Source organism: Paenibacillus wynnii (assembly GCF_000757885.1).
Taxonomy (GTDB): domain Bacteria; phylum Bacillota; class Bacilli; order Paenibacillales; family Paenibacillaceae; genus Paenibacillus_AQ; species Paenibacillus_AQ wynnii.
This window is the reverse complement of the sequence record NZ_JQCR01000003.1, coordinates 2,356,242-2,382,355: the sequence shown is the minus strand read 5'-3', so window position 1 is coordinate 2,382,355 and position 26,114 is coordinate 2,356,242. Positions and strand designations below refer to the sequence as shown.

The following is a 26,114-nucleotide window of genomic DNA, read 5'->3' as shown; positions in this document are numbered from 1 at the left end:
TTTTTCTTTTGCAAACGTCTTCGTAGTGGCGTAAAGTAAGGATTACAAAATCTCACATATCCTATAAAAACGGATGGCTTGCTTAATAGCGTATAGCCGGCCGTTTCTTTTTGTGAGTATAGCCGTGTTATTTATAAATATAGTCTTGTCAATGCTTACATGAATTGACGGTCTTTTCGCACGTGGCTATAATAGGAATATTGAGTTATGAAAGGGGAACTAGCAAGAGCATGAAAAGACTTGTGAGCTTCATTGTTACCGTGGCTGTTTTATTAGGAGTCATGGTATTTACTACTCCCGGATTGTTGGACAAAGTCCGGTTGGGCCTTGATTTAAAAGGCGGCTTCGAGATTCTGTATCACGCAGAACCGATGGAAAAGGGACAGGATTTAAGTCCAGCATCATTGCAAAAAACAGCTGAGAGCCTGGAAAAACGGGCGAATGCGATCGGCACAACTGAGCCTGAGGTAACTACCGAAGGAACGGACCGCATTCGTATGAAAATTCCAGGTGTGAATAACGAAGCTGAGGTACGTAAAAAGATGAAAGAACCTGCAGTTCTGACTTTCCGTAGCACTGCACCTGGTGATGAAGCAGGATCTTATAGTAAAGTTGAGCTTCTCGGCAGTGACTTTGTAGAGAATGCTGCGGAAGTGGGACAAGATAACCTGAATCAACCGGTTATCAGCATCAAGATTAAAGATAAAGATAAATTTGCTGAGATAACCAAAAGGTTGCTCGGTCAGAATCTTGCGATCTATCTGGACGAAGTTAAGTTATCTGATCCGGTAGTAAGAGCTGAGCTTACCGATGGCAGCGCATCTATCTCTGGTAACTATTCAGTTGAAGAAGCCCGTGCCCTTGCGGATACCATCAATCTCGGCGCACTTCCTCTGAAGCTTACAGAGATGTATTCACAAAGTGTAGGAGCAACCTTAGGAATGAAGTCGCTAGAACAAACCGTTCGAGCGGGTCTTGTAGGTTCCCTGATTATTCTGATATTTATGATCGGTATGTATCGCTTGCCAGGTGTGCTTGCAAGTTTTGCTCTTATTCTGCATACATGGTTACTAATTTTAGTATTCGTCATAGCCGATTTTACATTGACGCTTCCCGGTATTGCCGCGTTTATCCTCGGTATTGGGATGGCTGTCGATGCCAATATTATTACAAATGAACGGATTAGAGAAGAAATGCGCAGTGGTAAGAGTATTCTTTCTTCTGTGAAAGCAGGTAGTAAGTCTTCTTTCCGTACGGTTATGGATGCCAATGTTACAACCATTATCGTTGCTGCTGTTATGTTCGCCTTTGGTACAGGCGCAGTAAAAGGTTTTGCATTGGTTTTGATTGTGGAAATTGTGCTCAGTATCGCCACGAACCTTTATTTCTCCCGTTGGTTGCTGAATCTGCTTGTTAGAGCAGGAACACTGAGCAAGCCGAAGCAATTCGGGGTAAAGGAGAGTGAAATACGTGCGCTTTAATAAAGAGACTGATTTTGTACATTTGAGTAAGTATTTCTTTATTTTCTCTATCGTAATTACAATTGTGGGTGCAATATGTATGGCAGCCTTTGGACTGAATTACAGTGTTGATTTCAAAGCAGGATCAAATGTTGATATTTCGTTCTCCAAGAATGTTAGTGCTGAGCAAATCCGTCCGGTGATTGATAAGCTCGGCATTGGCAAAGAACCGGAAATTACTCATGGTGAGCTGCGGACCAACATTCGCTATGAAGCGATTCTAGACAGCACACAGGATTCGCAACTAAAAGAGGCGATTCTGAAGCTGGACGACAAGGCCTCCTTCGAGGTCAACACCGTTGATACTCAAATGGCTAAAGAATTGGCCCGTAATGCTGTCTATGCCGTGTTGATTTCCTGTATCGGAATTATCATTTACGTCAGTATCCGTTTTGAATGGCGTTTTGCCGTAGCGGCTATTGTTGCACTAATGCATGATGCCTTTGTGGTCGTTGCCATCTTCTCTATCTTCCGTTTGGAGGTAGACTTGACGTTCATTATTGCGATACTTACCATTATCGGTTACTCCATTAATGACACCATTGTTATCTTCGACCGTATCCGCGAGAACTTGCGGTTTGGCAAACAGAGAACTTATGAGGATCTGAAATTACTCGTTAACAGGAGTGTATCCCAGACTCTCATGCGTTCACTTTATACGGCATTTACAGTGTTTATTGCTGCATTCTTCCTATTAATCCTTGGTGGAGAATCCATCAAAATGTTCTCGCTGGCTATGGTTATTGGATTGCTCTTTGGGGCTTACTCCTCCATCTTTATCGCAAGCCCACTCTGGCTGCTTCTTAAGAAGCGTCAGAAGGTCAGCGTAAAAGCTAAATAGACCAAAGTATAAAACAACATCATTCCCCAGAAAGCCGCGTCAAAGGCGACGCGGCTTTCTGATCATATCAGCAAGCTATAAACTTCTGAATTCTGGATGTTTTTATAATAATCTTGGAAATGAATGGTCACTTATATCAGTTCATCATGAGATTACTTGAATGGTAAGGAGGGGCCCAAATGTATAACAAACGTTCGCCGCAAAGTGAGACGGTTGCCTGGACAGGTGTCGTCAGTGATGTCGCTTTAGCCATAGCTAAGGGTGGTATTGGCTACGTTTCGGGCAGCAAGGCATTAATGGGTGATGCCCTATATTCTGGAGCAGATGCCGCCGCAAAGCTGACAGAGGTACTTCCATGGCGTTTCGGAAACAATCAGAAAGAACGTACTACGGGACAATCCGTTCATAAGTGGGATAATAAAGAACCTATTATAGCTATCATATTTTCTGTACTAATTCTTATGGGTGGATTACAAATTGCTTTCTCAGCGATCCGTGATTTAATGAGAGGGCATTTGATATCACCTTCTCCTTGTGCATTGGTAGCCGTTTTGATATCTATTGTCTTGAAGGAAGCGGTGTTTCAGTATCAATATCGGTATTTCAAAAAGCTTGGCGATGCCAGACACTCGGCTTATGCTGATAGTCATCGGTATAGTCTTTACACTTCGCTAACTGTAGTAATCGGTATTGGATTATCTGTAGCAGGCGGTTCTTTTAATTGGCATCCTCTGCTGTATATGGATCCGATTGCTGGTCTCCTAACGGCTTGCTTGGTCCTCAGAAAAGGATACTTCCTTATAGCAAGCTCGATATATGGCAAGGAGATTGAAGAACTTCCACATGCCGACGCTTCGAACTTTATTGAAACCGTTCAGCGGGTACACGGTGTCATTCGAGTAGAGCAACTGAAGGCACTGGAGAAGGGTCGATATGTAAATCTCCAGGTGAAGATCAGTGTGAATCCGCGAATAACAGTATTGGAAGCACATGATATATCAGAATGCGCCAAAAAACTACTGCTGCACCGATTTGTTTATATTGGTGATGTTCATATGGATGTAGTGCCGTATGATCCGGGCTACCCGTACAAAAGTAATCATGAACTGATAGATAGCGACGACGTACCTACGTTATTACAATAGTATTGTTAGGTGAGAGAAAGGTGAGTTCTATTGCTTCATTCAAAAAACAAGTGGCACTCTCCGGCAGCTGATCCCGATGCAATAAAGGATTTGGCCCGGAGCCTTTCTATTTCTCCGCTGTTATCCTCCTTGCTTATTGCCCGGGGAATGACGGTGGATCAAGAAGCTTTATCCTTCATGGATGGTGGTGCTGAAGAGTATCATGATCCTTTCCTGCTAAAAGGAATGACCGAAGCGGTTCCACGGATTCGAAAAGCCTTGGAGGACGGGGAGCATATCCTGGTCTACGGTGATTATGATGCTGACGGTGTTTCAAGCACAGCTCTGATGATTTTTTTATTGCGTCATTTGGGTGCGTCCTTCGACATATACATTCCGCATCGATCCAATGAAGGTTATGGTCTTCATAATCATGCGCTGGATTGGGCATTACAACAGGGAGTTTCGTTGGTTATTACGGTAGATACGGGGATAAGTGCCTGTTCGCAAATAGCTTATGCTAATGAGCTTGGAATGGATGTCATTGTTACTGATCACCATGAACCGCCTGAATTACTTCCCCCAGCCTACGCGTTGATTAACCCTAAGCTTAAGGATTGTAATTATCCCTTCAAAGGTTTAGCCGGTGTAGGCGTTGCTTATAAGCTCGCTCAGGCTTTACTTGGAGAGGATCTTCCTGCGGATTGGTGTGAAATCGTAGCCATTGGTACGATTGCGGATTTGATGCCTCTGTTGGGTGAGAACAGGGCAATGGTCCGCAATGGATTAATCAGCATGAGACAATCCAAGTTTCCAGGTATTCGTGCATTGCTGGATGTTAGCGGTGTTACTATGGCAACCGTTAATGCTGTCAATATAGCTTTTGGGATGGCCCCTCGCATTAATGCCAGCGGACGATTAGACCATGCGGGAAGGGCTGTAACACTGCTCACAACGGATCGAATGGAGGAAGCTGAGCAATTAGCCGGGGAACTGGACCTAATAAATAAAGAACGCCAGCTGGTTGTCGACAGAATCGTGGTTGAAGCTAGTGCTCAGTTGGAGCAAAAGATCGGGAATGGAGAGGTTCCTCCAGTAATTATCCTTGCGAGTGAGGGCTGGAATGTGGGGGTAGTGGGTATTGTTGCCTCCAAGTTGTTGGATCGTTACTTTCGTCCTGTTATTATATTGGATATTCATCCAGAGACTGGCATGTGCAAGGGATCCGCACGTTCCATACCGGGCTTGGACATTTATTCGGCGCTTTCCTCCTGCAGCGAACACATGGATCACTTTGGAGGTCATCCGGCAGCCGCCGGTATGAGTCTTCACCGCGACTCCTTAGAAGCTTTTATAGCGGGCATGGAGAGTTATGCTAACCGAGTGCTAACCCCAGATCATTTTATACCCGTTATCCAAGCAGATGCCGAAGTCTCTCTCTCAGATTTAACACTGCAGGGTGCAGCGGAGATGGATAGGCTGGCACCTTTCGGTATGTCTAATCCGATGCCGAGGTTTATTGTCCGTGGGGCAACAGTTAAAGATACTCGAACTATGGGACAGGGCGGCAAGCATCTAAAGCTTGTTCTCCAACAGGGGCAGGACAGTATAGAATCCGTTGCGTTCGGTAAAGGAAATCTTGCAGGGCTGCTGCCGGCAGGGACTGCTATTGATGTGTTGGCAGAATTGTCAATCAATGAGTGGAATGGCTCCCGTAAGCCGCAGCTGATGCTTCAGGACCTTGCGGTACAGCATGTACAGGTATTCGATTTACGTGGTGCTGCAGACGCTGTAAAGCATGCGCAGCAAATTAGGGATGTGCTGCTTCCATACAGCGGCAATGGCCCCTATCGTGCAGCTGCAGTTCTACGTAAAGATCAGATATCGGAGCAAAGCCAATTGAAAGGCATATCCCTTTGGGTATATGATAAGGAAGCTGGAATTTTGGGTGCCGCTGAGGATACGGAAGAACAAACGAGCGGACGAACATCACTGCTCTGCCTGATGGAAATGCCGGAAACTCCGGAGCAACTGGATGCCGTACTGGCCGCAGTGTCAGAAGCCGATAATATTGCATTGCTTCATCCAGTAAGGGAAGGTCGGGAGCGTTTGCTGATTCCTACCAGGGAACATTTCAAATCACTATATAAGCTAATTGCACCGATTACCGCACAACCAGTCCCCGAGCATGAGGTATTGCTACATCTAAGTCGTCAGTCTAAGTTAAGTATTCGAATGCTGACGATGATGCTGGATGTTTTTGAGGAATTGGGGTTTATTGAACGGGAGCAAGATTTTATATCTTTTGTTACAGAGCCCGAAGCCAAAAGCTTAACGAATTCACAGCATTTTGTAAGGTTGGGCCAGATTGCAGAGATGGAGCAATATTTTATGGAGAGCAGCACATCACAGCTTCAAGACTGGATGCTCTCCCGCCGTCTAGGAGTATCGTAGAATCACACACAAAGACCAGGAGATGATTGTTTTGGATTTAAAAGACAGTATTCGAGTAATCCCTGATTTTCCGCAGCCGGGGATCAGCTTCAAAGACATTACTACATTGCTTAAAGACGGGGAAATGTACCGCCGGGCAATCAATGAACTTAAAGACCTTGTGGCTCATATGAAGATTGACGTTATCGCAGGTCCGGAAGCGCGCGGCTTTGTTATCGGTGCCCCTCTGGCCTATGCTCTGGGAGTAGGTTTTGTACCTATTCGTAAAAGCGGCAAACTCCCTTATGAGACCATTGAGGTTGGGTATGACCTTGAATACGGAAATGACCGTCTTGCAGTTCACACGGATGCGATCAAGCCTGGACAAAATGTACTTATCGCAGATGATCTCCTGGCCACAGGCGGTACCATTTCTACCTCCGTTAGCCTTGTGGAACAACTGGGTGGCAAAGTGGTTGGAGCCGCCTTCCTAATTGAACTGGTGCAACTGGCCGGACGTAACAAGCTTCCTGAAGTGGAAATTGTGTCCCTTCTTACTTACGAAGACTAAGTTCAGTCACAATTACTTATAAAAAGAACTGGCCGCTCCCATTAAGAGAGCAGCCAGTTCTTTTTGTGATTTTATTTCCCTTGTATCAGGGTATAAATTAATGTACTGATTTTTCGTTGTTATTGCTGTTATCTTCGTTGGACAAGCCAAGCACTTCAATAAGCTTGAACAAGATGGATAGAAGCATACCTACGATTGTAGCGAGCGCCATACCTTTCAATTGAACACCACCGACAGTGAGGGTTGTCCCGCTTATGCCCACAACGAGCACCAATGTAGCTAGGATCATGTTCGTTGCTTTTGAGAAGTCAACCTTTTGCTCCACGAAAATCCGCAGACCGGATGCAGCGATTACGCCGAACAGTAGTAGGGATACTCCACCCATAACCGGCATAGGAATATTAGCAATTACAGAAGCGAAGGTGCCTGAGAAAGACAACAGAATCGCGATTATAGCTGCACCGCCAATAACGAATACTGAATATACTTTGGTTAAAGCCATAACACCAATGTTTTCTCCGTAGGTTGTATTAGGTGTGGAACCCACAAATCCGGAAATAATGGTAGAAATACCGTTACCCATCAGTGAGCGATCCAGCCCGGGATCTTTAGCCAAATCTTTTCCTACGATATTGCTCGTTACAAGTAAATGCCCGATGTGTTCAACTATAACGACAAGGGATACAGGGATAATCGTCAGAATTGCATTCCAACTGAAGGAAGGGGTAGTGATCGTCGGGGTGGCAAAGAAATTTGCACTTGAAATAGCAGCCGTATCAACCTTTTGCATGATATAAGCTAAGCCATAACCGGTGACGATACCAATGAGAATGTGGATGATCTTTGGAAACCCGCGGAAGAGAACCGCACCAATAACCGTAACGCCTAGAGTAACCATAGAGATTGTGATCATACTTCCGTCCGGGGTCCAATCCGTTGCACCCTCGGGAGCAATCAATCCTGCCATACGCGCTGCAACCGGAACCAGTTCAAGCCCGATAGTGGCAACGATAGCACCCATAACTGCCGGAGGAAAAACAACGTCAATCCAGCCAGTGCCTGCATAACGTATAATTAACGCTACCAGTACAAAGATGACACCTGTAATAATAAAAGCACCCAATGCAAGTGAATATCCCTTTTGCGGGTCATCGGCATGCTTGGAAAGAACAGACAGTACAGGGGAAATGAAAGCGAAGCTGGAACCGAGATAGGCAGGTATTTTGCCTCGGCAGATCCAAATGTAAAGCAGTGTCCCGATACCGTTCATCAGCAAAATCATACCTGGATCCACACCGAACAGGTTAGGTACCAGTACTGTACTTCCGAACATGGCGAACAAATGCTGTAGGCTCAGTAAAAAGCCCGGAGCCCAGGGGAGTCTTTCGTTAACTTGAATTTCGCGTTGCAATGGAGTTCACTCCTCTTTCTTCTTAAGTTATGATGTTATCTTCGGCAAACCGCCTTTACTAGATTAAATAGATCTCGGCATTTTTACAACAACATTTTCACAGTTGCCATTAATTTGTCCAATGTTTGTCTTATGTCTTACATTAATGCCATGGAATGGGAAGTGTTGACGTATTCCGCCGTAAGCGTCATAATTATAGAAAACTTTCAACTGAAGCGTTAAGGCATATACCGATGATGGAACCTGCAGATTTCGATACCCTTGTGGGTTCATTTTATTATAGAAAGGAAACGGAAACCACGAGAATGGGCATAGAGCGATTAATTGACAAGGCCGGCACCTATTTAAAAGAAAAAGATCTTCTCCGCATCCGGGAAGCATATGAATTTGCTGATCAAGCTCACATTGGACAGGTGCGTAAATCGGGAGAGCCATACATTCTGCATCCGCTGGCGGTAGCAGATATTGTCGTCAATATGCAAATGGATGTAATATCCATTATTGCAGCTCTTTTGCACGATGTTGTGGAAGATACGACGGTGTCACTGGAGCAGATACGCACGGGTTTTGGCGATACCTGCGCAATGCTTGTGGATGGTTTAACCAAGTTGGAACGCATTCGTTTCCGCTCTAAGGAAGAGCAGCAGAATGAGAATTACCGCAAAATGTTTATTGCTATGGCACAGGATATTCGTGTCATCGTAATCAAACTGGCGGACCGTCTGCATAATATGCGTACGCTTAAATATCAATCCGAAGATAGTCAGCGACGCATTTCTTACGAGACATTAGAAATTTTCTGCCCTATTGCTGACCGTCTAGGGATCTCTGCGATCAAGTGGGAGATGGAGGATATTGCTCTGCGCTATTTGAACCCTCAGCAGTATTATCGCATCGCTAACTTGGTACATAAGAAGCGGGCAGAACGTGAGCAATTTATTGATAGTGTAATTGGACGCATCCGTTCCAAACTTGATGAAATGGGTATAGAGGGTGATCTCTCCGGCCGTCCGAAGCATATCTACAGTGTTTATAACAAAATGAATACTAAGAACAAGCAGTTCAATGAGATCTATGATCTCTTGGCCATTCGTATTATCGTCGACAACATTAAGGATTGTTATGCCACACTCGGCATTATTCATACACTTTGGAAGCCAATGCCTGGCCGATTCAAGGATTATATTGCTATGCCCAAAGCGAATATGTACCAATCTCTGCATACAACGGTAGTGGGACCCGGTGGGGAGCCAACCGAGGTGCAAATTCGGACATGGGAAATGCACCGAACAGCTGAATTTGGGATCGCGGCTCACTGGGCCTACAAGGAAGGGACGAACAACACCGGCAACCCAGAGAATCGAATGCCTTTCTTCCGTGAAATACTTGAGTTGCAGCATGAGGCCAAAGATGCTTCTGAATTCGTAGAATCTCTAAAAATGGACTTTTTCTCCGACCTTGTCTTCGTATTTACGCCTAAAGGTGAGGTTATTGAGCTGCCTGTCGGCTCAGTCCCGCTGGATTTTGCCTTCCGGATACATACGGAGGTGGGTAACCGTACGATCGGTTCCAAAGTTAACGGTCGGATCGTACCGCTTGATCATAAGCTGAAGACCGGGGATATCGTAGAGATTCTAACCTCGAAGCATTCTTACGGACCGAGTCGTGACTGGCTTAAGATTGCTCAATCTTCACATGCAAGAAGCAAAATCAAACAATGGTTCAAGAAGGAAAAACGTGAGGAAAATGTAGAAAAAGGCCGCGAATCCATTGAACGTGAGCTGAAACGCCTGAATGTAGACGTCTCGGAATGGAGTTCGGACGACAAATTGATGGAAGCGGCGAAGAAATTCTCCTTTAATGATATTGAGGATATGCTGTCAGCCGTTGGTTTCGGCGGTATTACAGCGTCGCAAATTGCCTCTCGGTTAACGGAAAAACTTCGCAAAGAGCAAGAGGAAGCGGCTAATCATCTAGAGCTAACTTCAGAAATGAAAGAAATCAAATCCTCCGGTGAGAAAAGAGCTCAGCCGACTAACGGCGTTCGTGTGAAAGGGATCGATAACCTGCTGGTTCGTTTTGCACGATGTTGTAATCCCGTTCCCGGCGACGATATTATAGGTTACGTTACAAGGGGCCGCGGTGTATCCGTCCATCGTGAGGATTGTCCTAATATACCGGGTGATGGTGACGGTGAGGAAGCGGCACGGGTCATCGAAGTCGACTGGGAAGGCAATCTGGAAGCGAATTACAGTGTTGATATTGAGGTTACCGGCCATGATCGAAACGGCTTGCTTAACGAGGTCCTACAGGCGGTATCCGAGAGTAAGACTAATATTTCTGCGGTTACAGGCCGTTCGGATAAGAATAAAATGGCGATGATTCATATGACGATTCTTATCCGGAATACGGATCATCTGCAATCAGTAGTAGATCGCCTCAAACGAGTTAAGGATGTCTACACTGTTCACCGTATCATGCAATAGGTTAAGGGGTTGAAAGACTGTAATGAGAGTAGTCGTGCAGCGCTGCAAGAAAGCGCAGGTAACTGTCGATGATGCCATAACCGGTGAAATCGCTGAAGGCCTTATGCTGCTTGTCGGCGTAACTCATGGAGACACGGAGAAAGACGCCAAGTATTTAGCGGACAAGATCGCTGGGCTGCGTATTTTCGAAGATAATGCCGGTAAGATGAACTTAAGTATTATAGATGTCGGGGGAGCCATACTTTCGGTCTCGCAGTTTACTTTGTACGGCGATTGCCGTAAGGGTAGAAGACCAAATTTCATGGCTGCCGCCGCACCTGACGAAGCGAAGCTATTGTATGAATTTTTTAATCATGAGCTTGCTGCGGGTGGACTTCAAGTAGAGACTGGGATTTTTGGCGCTATGATGGATGTGTCACTGGTTAATTGGGGTCCGGTAACGTTGATTTTAGATAGCCGAGGATAAAACAAATGGGTGGGTGCTGGTTATTTCTGATAAGGAATAACCAGCACCCTTTTTTGGTTTGGAAACAGCTCCACTTTGTCGTAGCTGTTAGGTACGGATAGAGCCCCTTTATGCTGGATAAACTACAAATTATGACAAAGGCAAAGGGGTAGTAAAAGATGAGACAATCCTATAAGGCTTGGGTATGGAGAAGTATTCCTGCGCTTGCAACAGGAAGTCCAACAGAAGCTTACGCAACAGCTAAAGGAGCCGAAGTTCAGGAAGAGATTCTTGTTATGAAAGGGCGAAGCCGCAATCTTCTCCCGCGCAACTAACGGGCCGGGAGAAAGAAGCTTTGCCTTTTTAAATACTCAATTTTTGCCTTCTTTCGTTAGAAAGCCGTTAAAACGGGGTAATGGTTAGATGAGAAGACAATAACCGAAGGTACTGTAATATAGTTTGAAACGATAGAAAATATAAGGAGGGTACAACAATGACCAAAAGAATTCAGGCGTATTTCCGGACAGAGGATGAAGCAGAGGGCGCTAAGACATCGTTGATATCTTACAATGTGAAGGGGCTGGAGGTATCGCCATTAACCGACCCTCTGGATTCTGGGGCACGTGGTAACCGAAATATCTTAGTACCGCTCGTGGCTTATTCGAATACATCGATGTCGGGCGGTCTGGCGGGAGTTGGCGGAACCACTGGTTCTGTGGCTGGAAATGCTGCAATCTTACCAGCAATTGCTGCAGTAGATCCTACAGATGACAAGGGAATAAACTTAAAAGACGGTGAAGTCCGCAACGACACGGAAGTTACCGATGCTGATCTGGATAATCTTCACTATGTGATGGAGCTCAAGGTTCCTCGAGAAAATTATCTTGAGGTCATAGAAACTCTGCGTAATAAACATGCTTTTGTTGAAGTTTTTGAATAAATCATCAGGGATGCTTGCGTGACAGCATGCTCTGGCTTCCCTTGAATGTAGGAGGTCAGGGCATTCATTGTATCTAGAATATAAAACGCTTTCTTTTATGTAATATAACCGTAATATTACATTCATGATTCCTTAACATACTGTGTTTATAATAAAGGCATGACCCCCTTTTTAATAATATATGACGATGGACCTGCAGCACTTGGCTGCAGGTCATTTTTTTGTTTTACCGCCTTTTGTAACTTTTTTAAATATCCTGTCTTGACTTTAGGACTGTGGTTCAGTAAAATCTAACATAATACGGTTTTAAACAATAATGTTTTGATGACGGGAACAAGTAATTCGGCCCCACAACTTCAGAGAGGAACCCCCCGCAGAAACGGCAGCATCCCCATATAGGATGGTATAACTGTTTTGCGTCAGGCTGTAAGGGTTCTGTTGATGAGCGAATGAATGACCTCCCCGAGAACGCACGGTGAAAGCTGGCAGTTGTTGCAATGTTGCCTCCAGTAACCGATGCGCGTAGGCGGGCGTTAACCGCTTGAGCGGATTCAGTGTTTACCCTGGTCCGGAATGTGGGTGGTACCACGGGTGTATTATTGGTTATGATAATCCCTCGTCCCTGTTTGTTATAAACAGGACGGGGGATTTTTTGATTTTTTTAAAATATAAGAAAGTATAAGTTTTCAGTATACTTTGCTTATATTTCTACGAGAAACGGATGCCTGGAGTATCGCTGCTTCGGAAGCGTAGGCTCCATTAAGGACGGCAAAGCCGTTTCTTCTTGAGTGTTAATTAAGGAGGGATAGACTGTGGCTAAAGAAAGATTCGAGAAACCGACCGGTACGCAGGATGTACTTCCTGGTGCCGTAGAGAAGTGGCAGTTTGTGGAGGGTAAGGCAAGAGACCTATGCCACCGCTTCAACTATAGGGAAATTCGTACACCTGTATTCGAACACACGGCGTTGTTCGAAAGAGGTGTAGGCGAAACCACGGATATTGTCGAAGGTGAAATGTACACCTTTAAGGATAAAGGGGACCGGGATCTAGCCCTTCGCCCTGAAGGGACGGCTGGTGTTGTAAGAGCATACGTCCAGAATAAGCTGTTCGGAGAGCCTGATGTCAGCAAGCTTTATTACATAGGCCCCATGTTCCGCTATGAGCGTCCGCAGGCAGGCAGGTACCGCCAATTCCATCAGTTCGGCATTGAGGCTTTTGGAGCCGTGGATCCGGCTATTGACGCTGAAGTGGTCTCCCTCGGTTATCAGTTCTGCAAAGACCTTGGACTGAATGGAGTACGGGTAGAGATTAACTCTGTAGGAAATGCACCAAGCCGTGCAGCTTACCGGGAGAAGCTACTGGGCTTCCTACGACCTATGAAGGATAGTCTATGCGGAGATTGCCAGCGTCGTATGGAACGTAATCCGTTGCGTGTCCTAGATTGCAAGGTAGATCAAGATAAATTCATCGATGCCCCATCCATATTGGACAGCCTTGATGAAGAATGCACTACGCACTTCGCTAAGGTCAGAGAACATTTGACTGCAATGGGTGTTGACTATGTTATTAATACGCGACTTGTTCGTGGATTAGATTATTACACGCATACAGCGTTTGAATATAAAGCAGCAGGCATCGGATCCATTGATACGGTTGGCGGCGGTGGACGTTATAACGGTCTTGTAGAAGAGATTGGCGGGCCCGATCAGCCGGGTATAGGCCTTGGAATCGGTCTGGAGCGTATTCTGCTCATATTGGAGAATCAGAAGGTTGAGATGGAGACTGCAAAACCTCTGGATGTGTATTTTGTAGCACTGGGCCAAGAGGCTGACCTCGAAATTTCGAAGCAGCTGTTCATCCTTCGCAGCCTTGGATTGTCTGCAGAACGTGACTATCTGGGTCGAAAAATGAAAGCTCAGATGAAGTCTGCCGATCGGATGTCGGCGCGATATACGGCGATTCTTGGCGAAGACGAATTGAAGAATGGTGTGATTGCCCTGAAATCTATGACAACTGGTGAGCAACGTACGGTGAAATTAGAGGATCTGGGTGGAGCAATCGTATAACCAAAGAAGGATTGTAAGGGTACTAACGAGATATTTTAACCTTGAAAGGGTATGATAAATTATGCAACGCAGTCATCATTGTGGTCAATTAACACTAGAAAATATCGGTCAAACTGTAACCTTGAACGGTTGGGTTCAAACCCGCCGCGATCTCGGCGGCGTACTATTCATTGATTTGCGCGACCGGAGTGGTATTGTGCAAACCGTATTTAATCCTGATTATTCCGGAGAAGCCCTGCAAGTAGCTGATAAAGTACGAAGTGAATATGTACTGGCTGTTACCGGTAAAGTTGTAAAACGTGATGCTGAGACTGTAAATCGCAATTTGCCTACAGGTGAAATTGAGATTCAGATCACAGATATTGAAGTTCTTAACGCAGCAAAAACTCCTCCGTTCTTCATAGAAGAGGGTGTGGAAGTGGATGAGTCCCTGCGCCTTAAATATCGTTACCTGGACCTGCGTCGTCCAGAAATGCAAAAAACATTGCTGCTTCGCTCGAAAGCCGCTAAAATCTTCCGCGACTTCTTGGATAGTGAGGGCTTCATCGATGTAGAAACTCCAATCCTGACTAAGAGCTCGCCTGAAGGCGCGCGTGACTATCTTGTACCAAGTCGGGTGCATGAAGGTGAATTCTTTGCACTGCCGCAATCACCGCAAATCTACAAGCAGCTCCTTATGGTGGGCGGATTAGAACGGTATTACCAGATTGCCCGCTGCTTCCGTGATGAGGATCTGCGTGCGGACCGTCAGCCTGAATTTACGCAAGTCGACATTGAGACCTCGTTCATGGGTCAGGATGATCTGCTTGGCATGATGGAGAAGCTGATGCAGCGTCTGTTCAAAGAAACAGTTGGTGCTGACATCACTCTTCCTTTCCAACGCTTGACCCACGCTGAAGCTATGAGCAAGTACGGCTCCGATAAGCCTGACCTGCGGTTTGGGCTTGAGTTGGTAGAGATGAATGATATCGTAGCAAGCAGCGGTGTGAAAGTATTTGCTTCCGTGATCGAAAAAGGCGGCGAAGTAAAATGTCTCAACGCAAAAGGCTGCGGTACTTGGACACGTAAAGAAATTGACGAACTTGGACCTTATGCTGCACGTTATGGTGCAAAAGGTTTGGCTTGGATTCAAGTGAAGGACGGCGAATTCAAAGGACCGATTGTGAAATTCTTCTCTGAGGAAGAAATCGCCGCTGTGAAGGAACGTACAGGTGCTGAGGAAGGCGACCTCTTGCTCTTCTCTGCAGATACTAAGAAGGTTGTAGCTGACGTTCTAGGCGCACTTCGTGTTAAAATTGGCCGTCAACTCGGTCTTATCGACGATAGTGTGTTCAAATTCGTTTGGGTGACTGACTTCCCGCTACTGGGCTACGATGAAGATCAAAAACGTTATGTAGCAGAACACCATCCCTTCACTCGTCCTCGTGAAGAGGATCTGCATTTGTTCGAAACGGACCCGGGTGCCATCCGTGCCCAAGCTTACGATATCGTCCTGAATGGTTACGAGGTCGGCGGCGGCTCCATGCGGATATACAAACGTGAGGTACAAGAGAAAATGTTCGAAGCTCTGGGCTTCTCAACAGAAGTGGCCTATGAAAAATTCGGTTTTCTGCTGGATGCTTTTGAATATGGTACGCCTCCACATGGCGGTATCGCTTTTGGCTTCGATCGTCTAGTGATGTTGTTGACGGGTCGCACGAATCTGCGTGAAACCATCGCATTCCCGAAAACAGCGAGTGCAACCGACCTGTTGATGAATGCTCCATCACCTGTTGATAGCTTGCAATTGGAGCAACTGCATATCAAGCTAGCTCCAAAACCGGAAAAAGAAAAGAAATAAATAATTTTAGCTGCCGAAGCAGGTTATGCTTCGGCAATGCTTTTTAAGGAGGTTGTACCTCATGCTGCATCAGTTCTCACGTACGGAACTTGCTTTCGGACCGGAAGGTCTAGAGATTATGAAGAACAGCACAGTCGCAGTACTCGGTATTGGCGGTGTCGGGGGTATTGCGGTTGAAGCTTTAGCCCGTACGGGTATCGGCCGTATTATCCTGATTGATAAGGACTCGGTTGACATTACGAATATTAATCGCCAGATTCATGCTCTTATTACAACGGTAGGGCAGAAGAAGGCCGATCTAATGGTTGACCGCGTCAAGCTAATTAACCCGGAGTGCGAGGCCATTGCACTGAATATGTTCTATACCGAAGAGACCTATGAGGAATTGTTCAAATATAAGCTGGATTATGTAATCGATGCATCGGATACGATTATCTATAAGGTTCATTTGATCAAGGAATGTCTGGCTCGGGAGATTCCAATGATTTCGAGTATGGGTGCCGCTAATAAAATGGATCCGACCCGCTTTCAGGTCGCTGACATATCCAAGACAACGTATGACCCTATTGCCAGAATCATTCGCCAGAAGCTGCGCAAGGAAGGGATCAAAAAAGGAGTTAAGGTTGTATTTTCAACCGAGGCTCCAATGAAACCGCGTCAGGATGTCACGGATAAAATCGTTCCTGAGAATGCACCGGATAGACGCAAAGCAAAACAGCCGCCTGCCAGTAATTCATTCGTGCCTCCGGTAGCTGGCCTGATTATGGTCAGTGTAGCGGTACGCGATTTGCTGGAGTCCGGTGGCATCAGTTTATGAATGTGGCTTTGATACAAGCAACAAAATAATAAATGGACTAAAGGGCATGCAGCCGGAATCCGGTTGTCACGTCCTTTTTTTCATGGTTATTAAGAGTACTGTAAGATCCAGGTTTTTTTATGGCATAATAGCTTAGCCGAACATAATATCAGTGGAGGTTTTAAGTAATGAAGACAAGTTTTTGGCGTAATAGCCTTGGTCTAGAGCCCGAAGATGACTGGAAACGGGAATGGGCAGCGGGAATTCTGAGCTATTTTGCTTCTGTATATATTGTAATGGTTAATGCCGCTATACTGCATGATGCAGGAATGCCGCTGCGCGCAGGGATGGTTGCTACCCTCCTAACCGCGATTACTGGTTGTCTGCTGATGGCTTTTGGAGGTAAAACACCGATTATCGTAGTTCCGGGAATGGGTATTAACGCTTTTTTCACATACACACTTGTGCATTCCATGAAGCTGGACTGGAGAGAGGCGCTGGCTGTCGTTGTTGTAACAGGTATTCTGTTTGCGGTTGTTGCATTCACTTCACTATATCGCATTCTAAGCGACGCCATACCCCCTAATCTTCAACATGCCATTACGGTCGGTATTGGTTTGTTTCTAACCTTTATCGGGCTGCAAAAGAGCGGTATTGTGATTGCGCATCGGACAACCTTTGTGGCTATCGGCCATTTTAGTGACCCGGCAGTAATTACTTCCTGTGTCACTCTTCTTCTAGCACTGGTTCTTTTTGTACGTGGGACCCGCGGCGGTCTGCTGATCAGTATGGCGGTTGGAACGGGCTTGGCCTATTTGCTGGGAGCCGGTCATGTACCGGAAAAGCTGGAGTCAGGTCATGTGTTCACCGGATATGGAGATGTGTTCCTCGGTATGGGCTGGACTAACGTTGTCAGTCTGGTATTCTGGATAGCGGTATTTCTGTTATTGCTGATTGTTGTATTTGAGAATATAGGGCTGATTGCTTCCCAGACATTGCTGGCCAATCGTCCAGAGCGCTTCAAAAGCAGCCTGCGGGCTCTGTCACTCGCGAATATCGCAGCCGGTCTCTTCGGTAGCAGTCCGGTTGTAGCGGCCGCAGAATCGAATGCAGGTATTGCTGCGGGTGGACGGTCCGGCTTAACCTCGCTGGTTACAGGTCTTTTGTTCGCGGCAACCTTTCTATTTATTCCGCTGCTGACTTATGTGCCGGATAGTGCAATCGCACCCATCCTGATTGTTATCGGCGGACTTATGGTACAAAGCGTCCGGGAGATGGATTTCAACGATATGACCGAAGTCTTCCCTTCTTTTCTGGTCATGGTAATGATTCCTTTCACCTACAGCATTGTCGATGGGATGGCATTCGGTTTTATCACCTATCCAATCGTGAAGCTGGCAATGAAACGTGGTAAAGAAGTTCCAACGGCATTATACGTCATCGCTGGACTGTTTTTGGCGAATTTTGTCCTACACGCTCTGCTATAGAGTTATATTCGCATTTGTCTTCTTCCTATGCTACAATGAGAATCCTTTTTGTTCCAAGGATAAAGGGGATATGCCGATGCTTTCGAAGCGAGTTTTGTACGAAGAGAACTCACAGAAGCTTAAGCTAACATAACTTTTAGGAGGTAACTGAAATTGGAGGACAACTTTCAAAGTGCCTATCAAGAGGAAGAAGACAGGCTGAACGGAGCGCTAACGGAAATTGACAGTGTCCTTGAGAAACTCCGTGCAACCCCGGTCTATACCGGGCATGATTATACGGAGCAGGCACTCGAAGCTTCCCGGGATCAAAGGCGCAAAGACCTGGCGAAGCTTAGGCAGGAGCCCTATTTTGGACGGCTTGATTTTCAAGGCAGTGATGAGGATGGACGCAAGGCGCTTTATATTGGCAAAATCGGTGTAGATCGCGAACAGGTAAGTGACCGTCCGCTGGTGATTGACTGGCGTGCACCGGTAGCAAGCCTGTTCTATTCGTTTACAGGAGGGACAGAACCTGCTTCCTATGATGCCCCCGACGGCCTAATTGAAGGGCTGGTCTACCTGAAACGAAACGTGGTTATCCGCAAACAAATTCTGGAGCGGGTAGCGGATACTTTTAACCGGGAAAGTGATGCCCCAGCAGTGTCTGATGAGTTCCTAGTCTATCGTTTGGGTGAAAACAAAGACAACCGTCTGCGGGATATTGTCTCCACTATTCAAGAAGAGCAAGATAAGATTATCCGGGCTGCCAAGAACACTGCGTTAATCATTCAAGGTGTTGCCGGGAGTGGGAAAACAACCGTAGCTTTGCACCGCCTAGCTTACTTACTTTATCAGTATAAAGAACAGGTATTGGCAGAGAGAATGATTATTTTTGCTCCAAATCGGATGTTTCTTGATTATATTTCGGATGTACTGCCGGAGCTCGGAGTAGGAAATATTATGCAAAGTACCTTTCCTGACTGGGCGTCCAATGTACTCGGTCTAACGCTGGCACATCAGGATGCTGCAGAAACGCTGAACCGTTGGTTTGAGGCATCCGGTGCCTTGCCTGAAATCACAGATGAGACACCGGGTCGGTTCAAAGGTTCCACACTGCTAATGGAGATCATAGAATCCAGTGTGAAGCTGCTTGAAGACAGCGCTGTTCCTGAAGGAGACTTCTCTCCGTGGGAAGGTGCAGTTCTGAGGCGGGCAACCATATTGCATTGGCATAACGAGGAGTACAGCCCTTATCCTCCTGCTAAACGCAAAGAGCGTGTAATGGCCCGGATTCACCGCTGGATTGAAATGGAACTGAAAAAATGCTCATCGGCATCCATCCTTAAGGATCGCAAGAAGATGGGAGCACAGCGTGAAAAAGCATATAGTAGTAAATGGCCTAAATACGTCCCGTTGACCATCTACAAGCAAATTTTTCGGGCGGTTAAAACACCGGAAGATTGGTCTGCTGAACCCCCGGCAATTATTCCGGCAAGCGTCTTGAAGGAGACCCGAGGAGATCTTAAAAAGGGGAATCTGCGTGAAGAGGATCTGCCGCCGCTATTATATATTCATTATCTGTTATTCGGAAATGACGATGTAATCAAATTTGATCATATCGTGATCGATGAAGCCCAGGATTTCTCGCCCTTTCAAATTGCGGTGCTGGATCTATTTGTGCGAGGTCATTCCTTCACAATCCTGGGTGATTTATCGCAAGGTATACATGCCTACAAGGGTGTCCATGCATGGGAAGAGATGCAGTCCCTGTTTGCTCCCGAGCATACAGCCTATCATTCTCTTACACGAAGCTACCGCTCCACCATGGAGATTATTGATTTCGCCAATGGCATATTGTCTGCTGGAGTGGGCAGTCCATTACTGGCGGTACCTGTATTCCGCAGCGGTAATCCAGTACGATTGATTCCCTATCGAGAGGGTTCGGCAGAGGAAGGTCGCATGGAGGATATAACTTCTGCGCTTAAGATGCTTTCAACCCGGGAGTATCGAACGGTAGCTGTGCTTACACGCAGCCTTAAGGATGCAGAGGAGCTGCATGCCAGACTCACGGAGTACTTCGATGATATCAATCTCATCGATGGCAGCATGACTGAGTATAAGGGAGGGCTGTCGGTTCTTCCCCTGTACTTGTCCAAAGGTCTGGAGTTTGACGCCGTAATTGTGGCCGATGCTGACTTGAAGCATTATGGTGATACTGCATGGGATGCTAAGTTGATGTATGTGGGCTGTACGCGTGCGCTCCACGAGTTGTGGCTGCTGCAAGGCGGAAAGCTGCCAACATACTTAGAGTCCGCTGCACTGGCGGTAGAGACTGCTACAGGGTGGCCTGTGGAAGAAGCCCGGTAGAGGCGCGTATTAAACCTTCTTAGTTGCAGTAAAGTATCAGCAAAGTAGCTAGTAGGGTAAGAGTAAGGTAATCAGTAGGTAAGTACGTAACAAGTCTACAAGTAACCTCTATGAGAATAGGGCATTTGGTGTGAACCGAATTCCCTGTTCTTTTTTTTGCAGCGAATCACAAATTAATAATTAAAGGCTTATCTTAGTACTCAAAATTCCTATCAAATTGTGCAAAAAAATATCAAAGCAACTTTGACTTAGTGTATTTTTCAAAATAATTGCACATTGTACAACTAAATTGGAGTGTTTTAGCCCTTATGGAGGTTTAGTTGTACAATGTGCAACTATATCTCGTATATTTCTTAAAAAGCCGCCCTCTGGCTGATTTTAAGTGCATAAAGTACAACTAAAGGTGCATATCGGGGGATATGACCTTAAATAAATGCACAAAATGCAGCTATTTATTTATAATCCAACTGTTACTGTGCTGCCTTGTATGGTAAGCCAGCTTTCCCCAACCTTAAACCGCCCAGAATGTATGGTGGAGAACAGTTATAACTGTTTTTGAACTTGTAACTCCCCCGTACCTATGGCTTAATAATAAGTGTCCGGCCGGGCGAGAACACTTCTGGAAGGAGGCTGATTGAGATGATTTCAGTATACGAGGTGGTATCCGTCTAAGACGGATACCCGCTTAAACGGAGGAGGCCGAAAGGCCTCCTTATTGCCAAATATAGACGCTGACCAAAGGGTTTAATATAATAAGATTACGGTTTTTACCAAAAATATGAAGCTGAGAAAGGAGGCAGGTGACGTGGATATTGCAAACTATGCAGTTGACGGACATAAAGGGACACACCTGTTGAAGGAGGAAACGCAACGTGAGTTACGTAAACGGAAAGGATGTGCTTCCCCCTGGCCTGCTCGAAGAGCTTCAGGGATACATCCAGGGTGAATTATTATACATCCCGAGAAAAAGTGAGCAAAGAGTAAAATGGGGCGAAAACAGTGGCTCGCGTAAGGAAATCGCTGATCGCAATGAAGAGATTTTCTGCTCATATCGGAGCGGGAACTCTCTACCGGAGCTGCAACAGAAATATCATTTGTCGGAGGAAAGCCTCCGTAAAATTATCTCAAAAATGCGGTTGGCACTAAATCGCTAGCTGGCCTTTGAGAAAGAGCATGGCATCGTCCGTTGACGAGGCCATGCTCTTTTTAAGTTTTCCCTGTATAATATATATTTGATATTCGTAAATACAGCAAGGAAGTGAAAACATGGATTTATTCTCTTTAGGGGAAGATATGGGCGGCGGCCGGCTGCTTGCGGATCGGATGCGCCCGGTCAATCTCGATGAATATATTGGTCAGGAGCTTATTATAGGCCGTGGCAAGCTGCTTCGAAGAGCCATTGAGGCCGATCAAGTATCTTCTATTCTTTTATATGGCCCGCCGGGCTGCGGCAAAACAACACTTGCTCATATTATCTCGCATCATACCAAGGCCGAGTTTGTCCGTCTCAATGCGGTGGAAGCCTCCGTCAAGGATGTAAGAGAAGTTATAGAGCGGGCTCAAACGAACAAATCTCTATACGGCTCCAAAACCATCTTATTTCTGGATGAGGTGCACCGTTTTAACAGCTCCCGTCAGGATGCCTTACTGCCAGCCGTAGAGAAAGGCACCATTATATTTATCGGGGCTACTACGGAGAATCCGTTCCACTACGTTAACGGGGCCTTATTGAGTCGTTCCACGCTGTTTCAGCTGGAGTCGCTTACGAGTGAACACAGCCTGATTGCGATGAGGAGAGCACTGGCGGATAAGGATAAAGGGCTGGGTTTTATGGACCTGCGAGTGGATGAGGAAGCTTTGATGCATATCGCATCGATGGCTAACGGGGATATTCGTCGTGCGCTGAACGCGCTGGAACTGGCTGCACTCACAACAGCACCATTAAGTGATGGAAGTGTGCATATTACGCTGGAGGTAGCGGAGGAGTCTATTCGGCGGCCGATTGTCAAAGCGGATGAATCCACGCAGTATGATGTGTTGTCCGCTTTTCATAAAAGCATTCGTGGCTCTAGCGACGCTGCTCTATTCTGGTTCTTGTATGCAGTGGAAAAGTTAGGTATGGATCCGATGACCTTCATCCGGCGATTAATCGCAGCCAGCAGTGAAGATATCGGGCTTGCCAATCCTCAGGCTATGGTTCAGGCAGTTAGTGCACTTGATGCTTACCGGAATAACGGTTGGCCCGAGGCGAGGCTGAATATCGTACAAGCTATTCTTTTTGCAGTGGAAAGTCCAAAGTCTAACGCTGTAGTCACGGCTATTTCCAGGGCTATGGCAAGTATCGAAGAAATTAAATCGGCAGAGGTTCCACTGCATTTACGTGATACGCACTACAAGGGAGCGAGTGTATTGGGACATGCCGGCTATCAGTATCCGCATGATTTCCCCGGTCATTATGTGAAGCAGGATTATTTACCTAAAGCCATTTCCCGGAGGGTCTTTTATCAAGCTACCGAACAGGGGAATGAAAGCAAGATCCGTCATAATCAAGGGCTTCGTCGGGAGCCTTAAATATCTAGGTTTCATCCGTGCCGAGACGGGTAATAGAATATATTTACAATTGTAGATAGCGGCCTAAGGGCCGCTTTTTTTTATCCTGTATGTTAACTATATTTACACTAGAACAAATATTTTTAAGTAAAAAGATTGATAATTTACCATAAGTTAATTAAAATGAACTACTAAGCAAGTCTATTACCCTTTCAAAAAACATATAAGGAATAATAAGGCAACTGAATGCGTGAGGTAATGTGACATTATACTAATTATTTTATCGAAATTTGCTGAATCTTCATAGATTCATGCGGGTTTTGAAATTCTGCTTCGGTAAGGATGATGAAATTTGAGAGAAGAGCTTCTGGAGATCAAGAATTTAAGCACTTCATTTAGAATTGCTGATCATTATTATGCTGCAGTTGACGATGTTACGCTGACCGTTCGAAAAAATGAGATTTTAGCTATAGTCGGGGAGTCTGGGTCAGGGAAGAGTGCACTTGCCTTTTCGATTATGGGGTTGCACACCAGGGCTAACATTGACGGACATATCTATTACAAGGGGAAGGATATTGTGGGTATGCCTTCTGCCGCCTTAAATAAGCTGCGCGGGAATGAAATGTCGATGATTTTTCAAGACCCCTTATCTGCACTAAACCCATTAATGATCGTCGGCGCCCAGATTGAAGAAGCACTGATCCTACATGATTCCAAGCTCTCTAAGAAACAAAGGAAAGAGAAAGTCCTCGATTTGTTGTCAAAGGTGGGGATTCCCCGGCCTGATCATACATATCAGCAGTACCCCCATGAATTGTCCGGAGGAATGAGGCAGCGGGTAGTTATAGCCATTGCTATCGCCAACGAGCCCAAGCTGTTAATCGCGGATGAGCCGACTACGGCGCTTGATGTGACCATCCAATTGCAGATTCTCGAGCTGATCAAACACCTGAAGGACGATATCGAAGCCGGAATTATTTTAATTACACATGATTTAGGCGTGGTTAGCGAGATGGCTGACCGTGTTGCGGTAATGTATGCCGGGCAAATTGTTGAAATCGCAGATATATACACGCTAACTTCCCGTGCAAAGCACCCTTATACTCGGTCTTTATTAAACTCAATACCTACGGTCAAGGAGGAGAAGTCCAGATTGCATGTCATTCAGGGAATGGTTCCTTCTCTGCAAAATCTTCCTCGCGCGGGCTGTCGTTTCGCTGCTCGTATCCCTTGGATTGCACCCTCGGAGCATGAGGATGATCCGAAGCTGCATGAAGTAGCTCCAGGTCATTTCGTACGCTGCAGTTGCTACAAGAATTTTCACTTTCCTGAACGGACTGAGGAGGTACACACCCATGGGACTTCTTGAAGTTAGAGATCTAAAGGTTCATTTTCCAATACGAGGGGGGCTATTCCACAGGGATGTTGGAGAGGTCAAGGCGGTAGACAATGTCAGCTTCACGATTGAGCCAGGGCAGACCTATGGGTTGGTAGGAGAATCAGGTTCCGGCAAAACAACAACGGGCCGAGCCATTATTGGGCTGAATTCTATTTCTGCCGGCAGTGTTATTTTTGAAGGGCAGGATTTGGCTCTTAAAGGGGTAAGGAAACAAAGAAATGTCCGCAAGGATATTCAAATGATTTTTCAGGACCCGTACTCTTCCTTGAATCCTAAGAAGCGTGTGTTGGATATTATTGCTGAGCCGCTGCGGAATTTTGAAAGGTTATCTCCCGGGGAGGAAAAACGCAAGGTGCAGGAGCTGCTTTTGCAGGTTGGCTTAAGCCCCGAGAATATTTATAAATATCCGCACGAATTCTCAGGAGGACAGCGACAGCGGATCGGCATTGCCAGAGCTATTGCTCTGAAGCCCAAACTTATCATTGCAGATGAACCGGTCTCCGCGTTGGATGTCTCGGTGCAGGCTCAGGTCCTGAATTTTATGCAGGATATTCAAAAGGACTTGAAGCTTACCTATCTCTTTATCAGCCATGATCTCGGCATTATCCGGCATATGTGTGATCACATTGGAATCATGTATAAAGGGCGCCATGTGGAGCAGGGGACAGCTAAGGATATTTTTAACAATCCACAGCATATTTATACCAAACGTCTTCTAGCAGCCATACCTGACATCGATCCCCTACAGCGTGAAAAGCAGACGCAATTTCGAAAGTCTGTACGTATTGAGTATGAGCAAGCCTACCGGGATTATTTTGATGAAGAAGGATTGGCCTACTCCTTAAAAGCCATTTCTGACACTCATCTGGTGGCATTGCCCGAGAAAGGTTGAGCCTATGTGGAAGATAATTGTACGCCGAATTATGATTATGATCCCGCAAATATTTGTATTAAGTCTTCTGGTTTTTCTTATGGCCAAGGCAATGCCGGGGGATGCCCTAACAGGATTGCTCGATCCCAGCATTGACCCAGCCGCACTGGATGCTATGAGGGAAAAGCTAGGGTTAAATAATCCATGGTATATACAATATTGGGATTGGATAAGCAATGCGATTCAAGGGGACTTTGGTCAATCCTTTCGCTTCAAAATGCCGGTATCGGAGCTGATCGGTCAACGGCTGATGAATACGGTCTGGCTGTCTGTGGTCACGCTCATTCTTATTTATCTGATTGCTATTCCTCTGGGGATTATTAGCGGTCGGTTTAACGATACATGGTTAGATCGTTTGATTACAGGCTATACCTACCTTGGATTCGCCGCTCCGTTGTTTATTTTTTCCTTATTAATGCTATGGGTGTTCGGATTCCATTTTCAGTGGTTCCCAACGGGAGGAAGCGTAGGTCCGGGTAAGGTGCCGGGAAGTTTAAGCTACATGATAAGTAAATTTTTTCACTTGCTGCTGCCTGCTATATCCATTGCTCTAATCTCAACCGTTGGCACCGTTCAATATTTACGGAATGAAATTATTGATACGAAGCAAAAAGACTATATTCTAACCGCCCGGGCCAAAGGTGCCTCGGAGTCGAGAGTCTATAATCGTCATATATTACGGAACTCTTTACTTCCTATAGCTGCGTTTTTTGGTTATGAAATCACCGGGTTAATTGGAGGTACCATCTTTGTGGAGAGTATTTTCAGTTATCCAGGAATGGGGACATTGTTCCTAAGCTCCATAACCATTCGAGATTTCAGCGTAGTTACGGCACTTGTGCTTTTGTATGGGATTGCATCCATTCTTGGCGCCTTGCTGTCGGACATTATCTTAAGCATCGTTGATCCTCGGATCCGAATTAAATAA

20 protein-coding genes are annotated in these 26,114 nt (G+C 45.8%); 19 read left to right on the top strand and 1 reads right to left on the bottom strand.

The annotated features are described in order from the left end of the window. Positions 1–230 precede the first annotated feature (230 nt). From secD to PWYN_RS26415, 5 genes are all read left to right on the top strand, one after another. A complete protein-coding gene (gene secD / locus PWYN_RS28935) occupies positions 231–1,481 on the top strand; it encodes a protein translocase subunit SecD (RefSeq protein ID WP_036658209.1) in 1,251 nt (416 codons plus the stop codon). Continuing rightward, on the top strand, positions 1,471–2,361 hold the full coding sequence (gene secF, locus PWYN_RS28930) for a protein translocase subunit SecF (RefSeq protein WP_036658207.1): 891 nt from the start codon (positions 1,471–1,473) through the stop codon (positions 2,359–2,361). The genes secD and secF overlap by 11 nt, the downstream gene beginning before the upstream one ends. Positions 2,362–2,540: 179 nt before the next feature. Beyond that, positions 2,541–3,506: a cation diffusion facilitator family transporter gene (locus PWYN_RS26425; RefSeq protein WP_036658204.1), complete on the top strand. Its 966-nt coding sequence runs from the start codon at positions 2,541–2,543 to the stop codon at positions 3,504–3,506. A gap of 30 nt (positions 3,507–3,536) precedes the next feature. Further along, the gene (gene recJ, locus PWYN_RS26420; protein ID WP_036658200.1) at positions 3,537–5,939 is read left to right on the top strand and encodes a single-stranded-DNA-specific exonuclease RecJ; all 2,403 of its coding nucleotides are present in this window, start codon (positions 3,537–3,539) and stop codon (positions 5,937–5,939) included. A 31-nt stretch (positions 5,940–5,970) separates the two neighbouring features. After that, the gene (locus PWYN_RS26415) at positions 5,971–6,489 is read left to right on the top strand and encodes an adenine phosphoribosyltransferase (protein WP_036658197.1); all 519 of its coding nucleotides are present in this window, start codon (positions 5,971–5,973) and stop codon (positions 6,487–6,489) included. A 97-nt stretch (positions 6,490–6,586) separates the two neighbouring features. Here the strand turns inward: PWYN_RS26415 and uraA are convergent, their stop codons facing one another. After that, positions 6,587–7,900, bottom strand: a complete 1,314-nt coding sequence (uraA, locus tag PWYN_RS26410; RefSeq protein ID WP_036658194.1) for a uracil permease — start codon at positions 7,898–7,900, stop codon at positions 6,587–6,589. A 305-nt stretch (positions 7,901–8,205) separates the two neighbouring features. Between uraA and PWYN_RS26405 the strand changes: the two genes are divergently transcribed. The 14 genes from PWYN_RS26405 (at position 8,206) to opp4B (ending at position 26,114) form a co-directional block, all read left to right on the top strand. After that, on the top strand, positions 8,206–10,386 hold the full coding sequence (locus tag PWYN_RS26405; protein ID WP_036659212.1) for a RelA/SpoT family protein: 2,181 nt from the start codon (positions 8,206–8,208) through the stop codon (positions 10,384–10,386). Positions 10,387–10,408: 22 nt separating this feature from the next. Further along, positions 10,409–10,852 (top strand): D-aminoacyl-tRNA deacylase, encoded by a 444-nt coding sequence (gene dtd, locus PWYN_RS26400; protein ID WP_036658191.1) that lies wholly within the window; start codon positions 10,409–10,411, stop codon positions 10,850–10,852. A 158-nt stretch (positions 10,853–11,010) separates the two neighbouring features. After that, a complete protein-coding gene (locus PWYN_RS29470; RefSeq protein ID WP_157261264.1) occupies positions 11,011–11,166 on the top strand; it encodes a hypothetical protein in 156 nt (51 codons plus the stop codon). A 158-nt stretch (positions 11,167–11,324) separates the two neighbouring features. Then, the gene (locus tag PWYN_RS26395) at positions 11,325–11,771 is read left to right on the top strand and encodes a hypothetical protein (protein ID WP_036658188.1); all 447 of its coding nucleotides are present in this window, start codon (positions 11,325–11,327) and stop codon (positions 11,769–11,771) included. 812 nt (positions 11,772–12,583) lie between these two features. Next, a complete protein-coding gene (hisS, locus tag PWYN_RS26390; RefSeq protein WP_036658185.1) occupies positions 12,584–13,837 on the top strand; it encodes a histidine--tRNA ligase in 1,254 nt (417 codons plus the stop codon). 61 nt (positions 13,838–13,898) lie between these two features. Continuing rightward, positions 13,899–15,677, top strand: coding sequence for an aspartate--tRNA ligase (gene aspS, locus PWYN_RS26385; RefSeq protein WP_036658182.1), 1,779 nt, complete (start codon positions 13,899–13,901; stop codon positions 15,675–15,677). Between the two features lie 61 nt (positions 15,678–15,738). Continuing rightward, the gene (locus PWYN_RS26380) at positions 15,739–16,494 is read left to right on the top strand and encodes a tRNA threonylcarbamoyladenosine dehydratase (protein ID WP_036658178.1); all 756 of its coding nucleotides are present in this window, start codon (positions 15,739–15,741) and stop codon (positions 16,492–16,494) included. Positions 16,495–16,661: 167 nt separating this feature from the next. Further along, positions 16,662–17,960 carry an NCS2 family permease gene (locus PWYN_RS26375; protein ID WP_036658175.1) on the top strand — a complete coding sequence of 433 codons (1,299 nt, stop codon included), beginning with the start codon at positions 16,662–16,664 and terminating at the stop codon, positions 17,958–17,960. Positions 17,961–18,113: 153 nt separating this feature from the next. Next, a complete protein-coding gene (locus PWYN_RS26370; RefSeq protein ID WP_036658171.1) occupies positions 18,114–20,306 on the top strand; it encodes a HelD family protein in 2,193 nt (730 codons plus the stop codon). Between the two features lie 872 nt (positions 20,307–21,178). Next, the gene (locus PWYN_RS26365) at positions 21,179–21,460 is read left to right on the top strand and encodes a CD3324 family protein (protein WP_036658169.1); all 282 of its coding nucleotides are present in this window, start codon (positions 21,179–21,181) and stop codon (positions 21,458–21,460) included. Between the two features lie 112 nt (positions 21,461–21,572). Then, complete coding sequence (locus PWYN_RS26360; protein ID WP_036658166.1) at positions 21,573–22,877, top strand: replication-associated recombination protein A; 1,305 nt, start codon at positions 21,573–21,575, stop codon at positions 22,875–22,877. Positions 22,878–23,208: 331 nt separating this feature from the next. Continuing rightward, the gene (locus tag PWYN_RS26355) at positions 23,209–24,225 is read left to right on the top strand and encodes an ABC transporter ATP-binding protein (RefSeq protein ID WP_036658163.1); all 1,017 of its coding nucleotides are present in this window, start codon (positions 23,209–23,211) and stop codon (positions 24,223–24,225) included. Further along, positions 24,212–25,147: an ABC transporter ATP-binding protein gene (locus PWYN_RS26350; RefSeq protein ID WP_036658161.1), complete on the top strand. Its 936-nt coding sequence runs from the start codon at positions 24,212–24,214 to the stop codon at positions 25,145–25,147. Before PWYN_RS26355 ends, PWYN_RS26350 begins: the two co-directional genes overlap by 14 nt. A gap of 4 nt (positions 25,148–25,151) precedes the next feature. Next, positions 25,152–26,114 (top strand): oligopeptide ABC transporter permease, encoded by a 963-nt coding sequence (gene opp4B, locus PWYN_RS26345; protein ID WP_036658158.1) that lies wholly within the window; start codon positions 25,152–25,154, stop codon positions 26,112–26,114.

Coding starts and splice junctions, on each gene's coding strand:
- secD (WP_036658209.1), top strand. CDS start 231: ATGAAAAGACTTGTGAGCTTCATTGTTACCGTGGCTGTTTTATTAGGA.
- PWYN_RS26425 (WP_036658204.1), top strand. CDS start 2,541: ATGTATAACAAACGTTCGCCGCAAAGTGAGACGGTTGCCTGGACAGGT.
- PWYN_RS26405 (WP_036659212.1), top strand. CDS start 8,206: ATGGGCATAGAGCGATTAATTGACAAGGCCGGCACCTATTTAAAAGAA.
- dtd (WP_036658191.1), top strand. CDS start 10,409: ATGAGAGTAGTCGTGCAGCGCTGCAAGAAAGCGCAGGTAACTGTCGAT.
- PWYN_RS29470 (WP_157261264.1), top strand. CDS start 11,011: ATGAGACAATCCTATAAGGCTTGGGTATGGAGAAGTATTCCTGCGCTT.
- PWYN_RS26395 (WP_036658188.1), top strand. CDS start 11,325: ATGACCAAAAGAATTCAGGCGTATTTCCGGACAGAGGATGAAGCAGAG.
- aspS (WP_036658182.1), top strand. CDS start 13,899: ATGCAACGCAGTCATCATTGTGGTCAATTAACACTAGAAAATATCGGT.
- PWYN_RS26380 (WP_036658178.1), top strand. CDS start 15,739: ATGCTGCATCAGTTCTCACGTACGGAACTTGCTTTCGGACCGGAAGGT.
- PWYN_RS26375 (WP_036658175.1), top strand. CDS start 16,662: ATGAAGACAAGTTTTTGGCGTAATAGCCTTGGTCTAGAGCCCGAAGAT.
- PWYN_RS26360 (WP_036658166.1), top strand. CDS start 21,573: ATGGATTTATTCTCTTTAGGGGAAGATATGGGCGGCGGCCGGCTGCTT.
- PWYN_RS26350 (WP_036658161.1), top strand. CDS start 24,212: ATGGGACTTCTTGAAGTTAGAGATCTAAAGGTTCATTTTCCAATACGA.
- opp4B (WP_036658158.1), top strand. CDS start 25,152: ATGTGGAAGATAATTGTACGCCGAATTATGATTATGATCCCGCAAATA.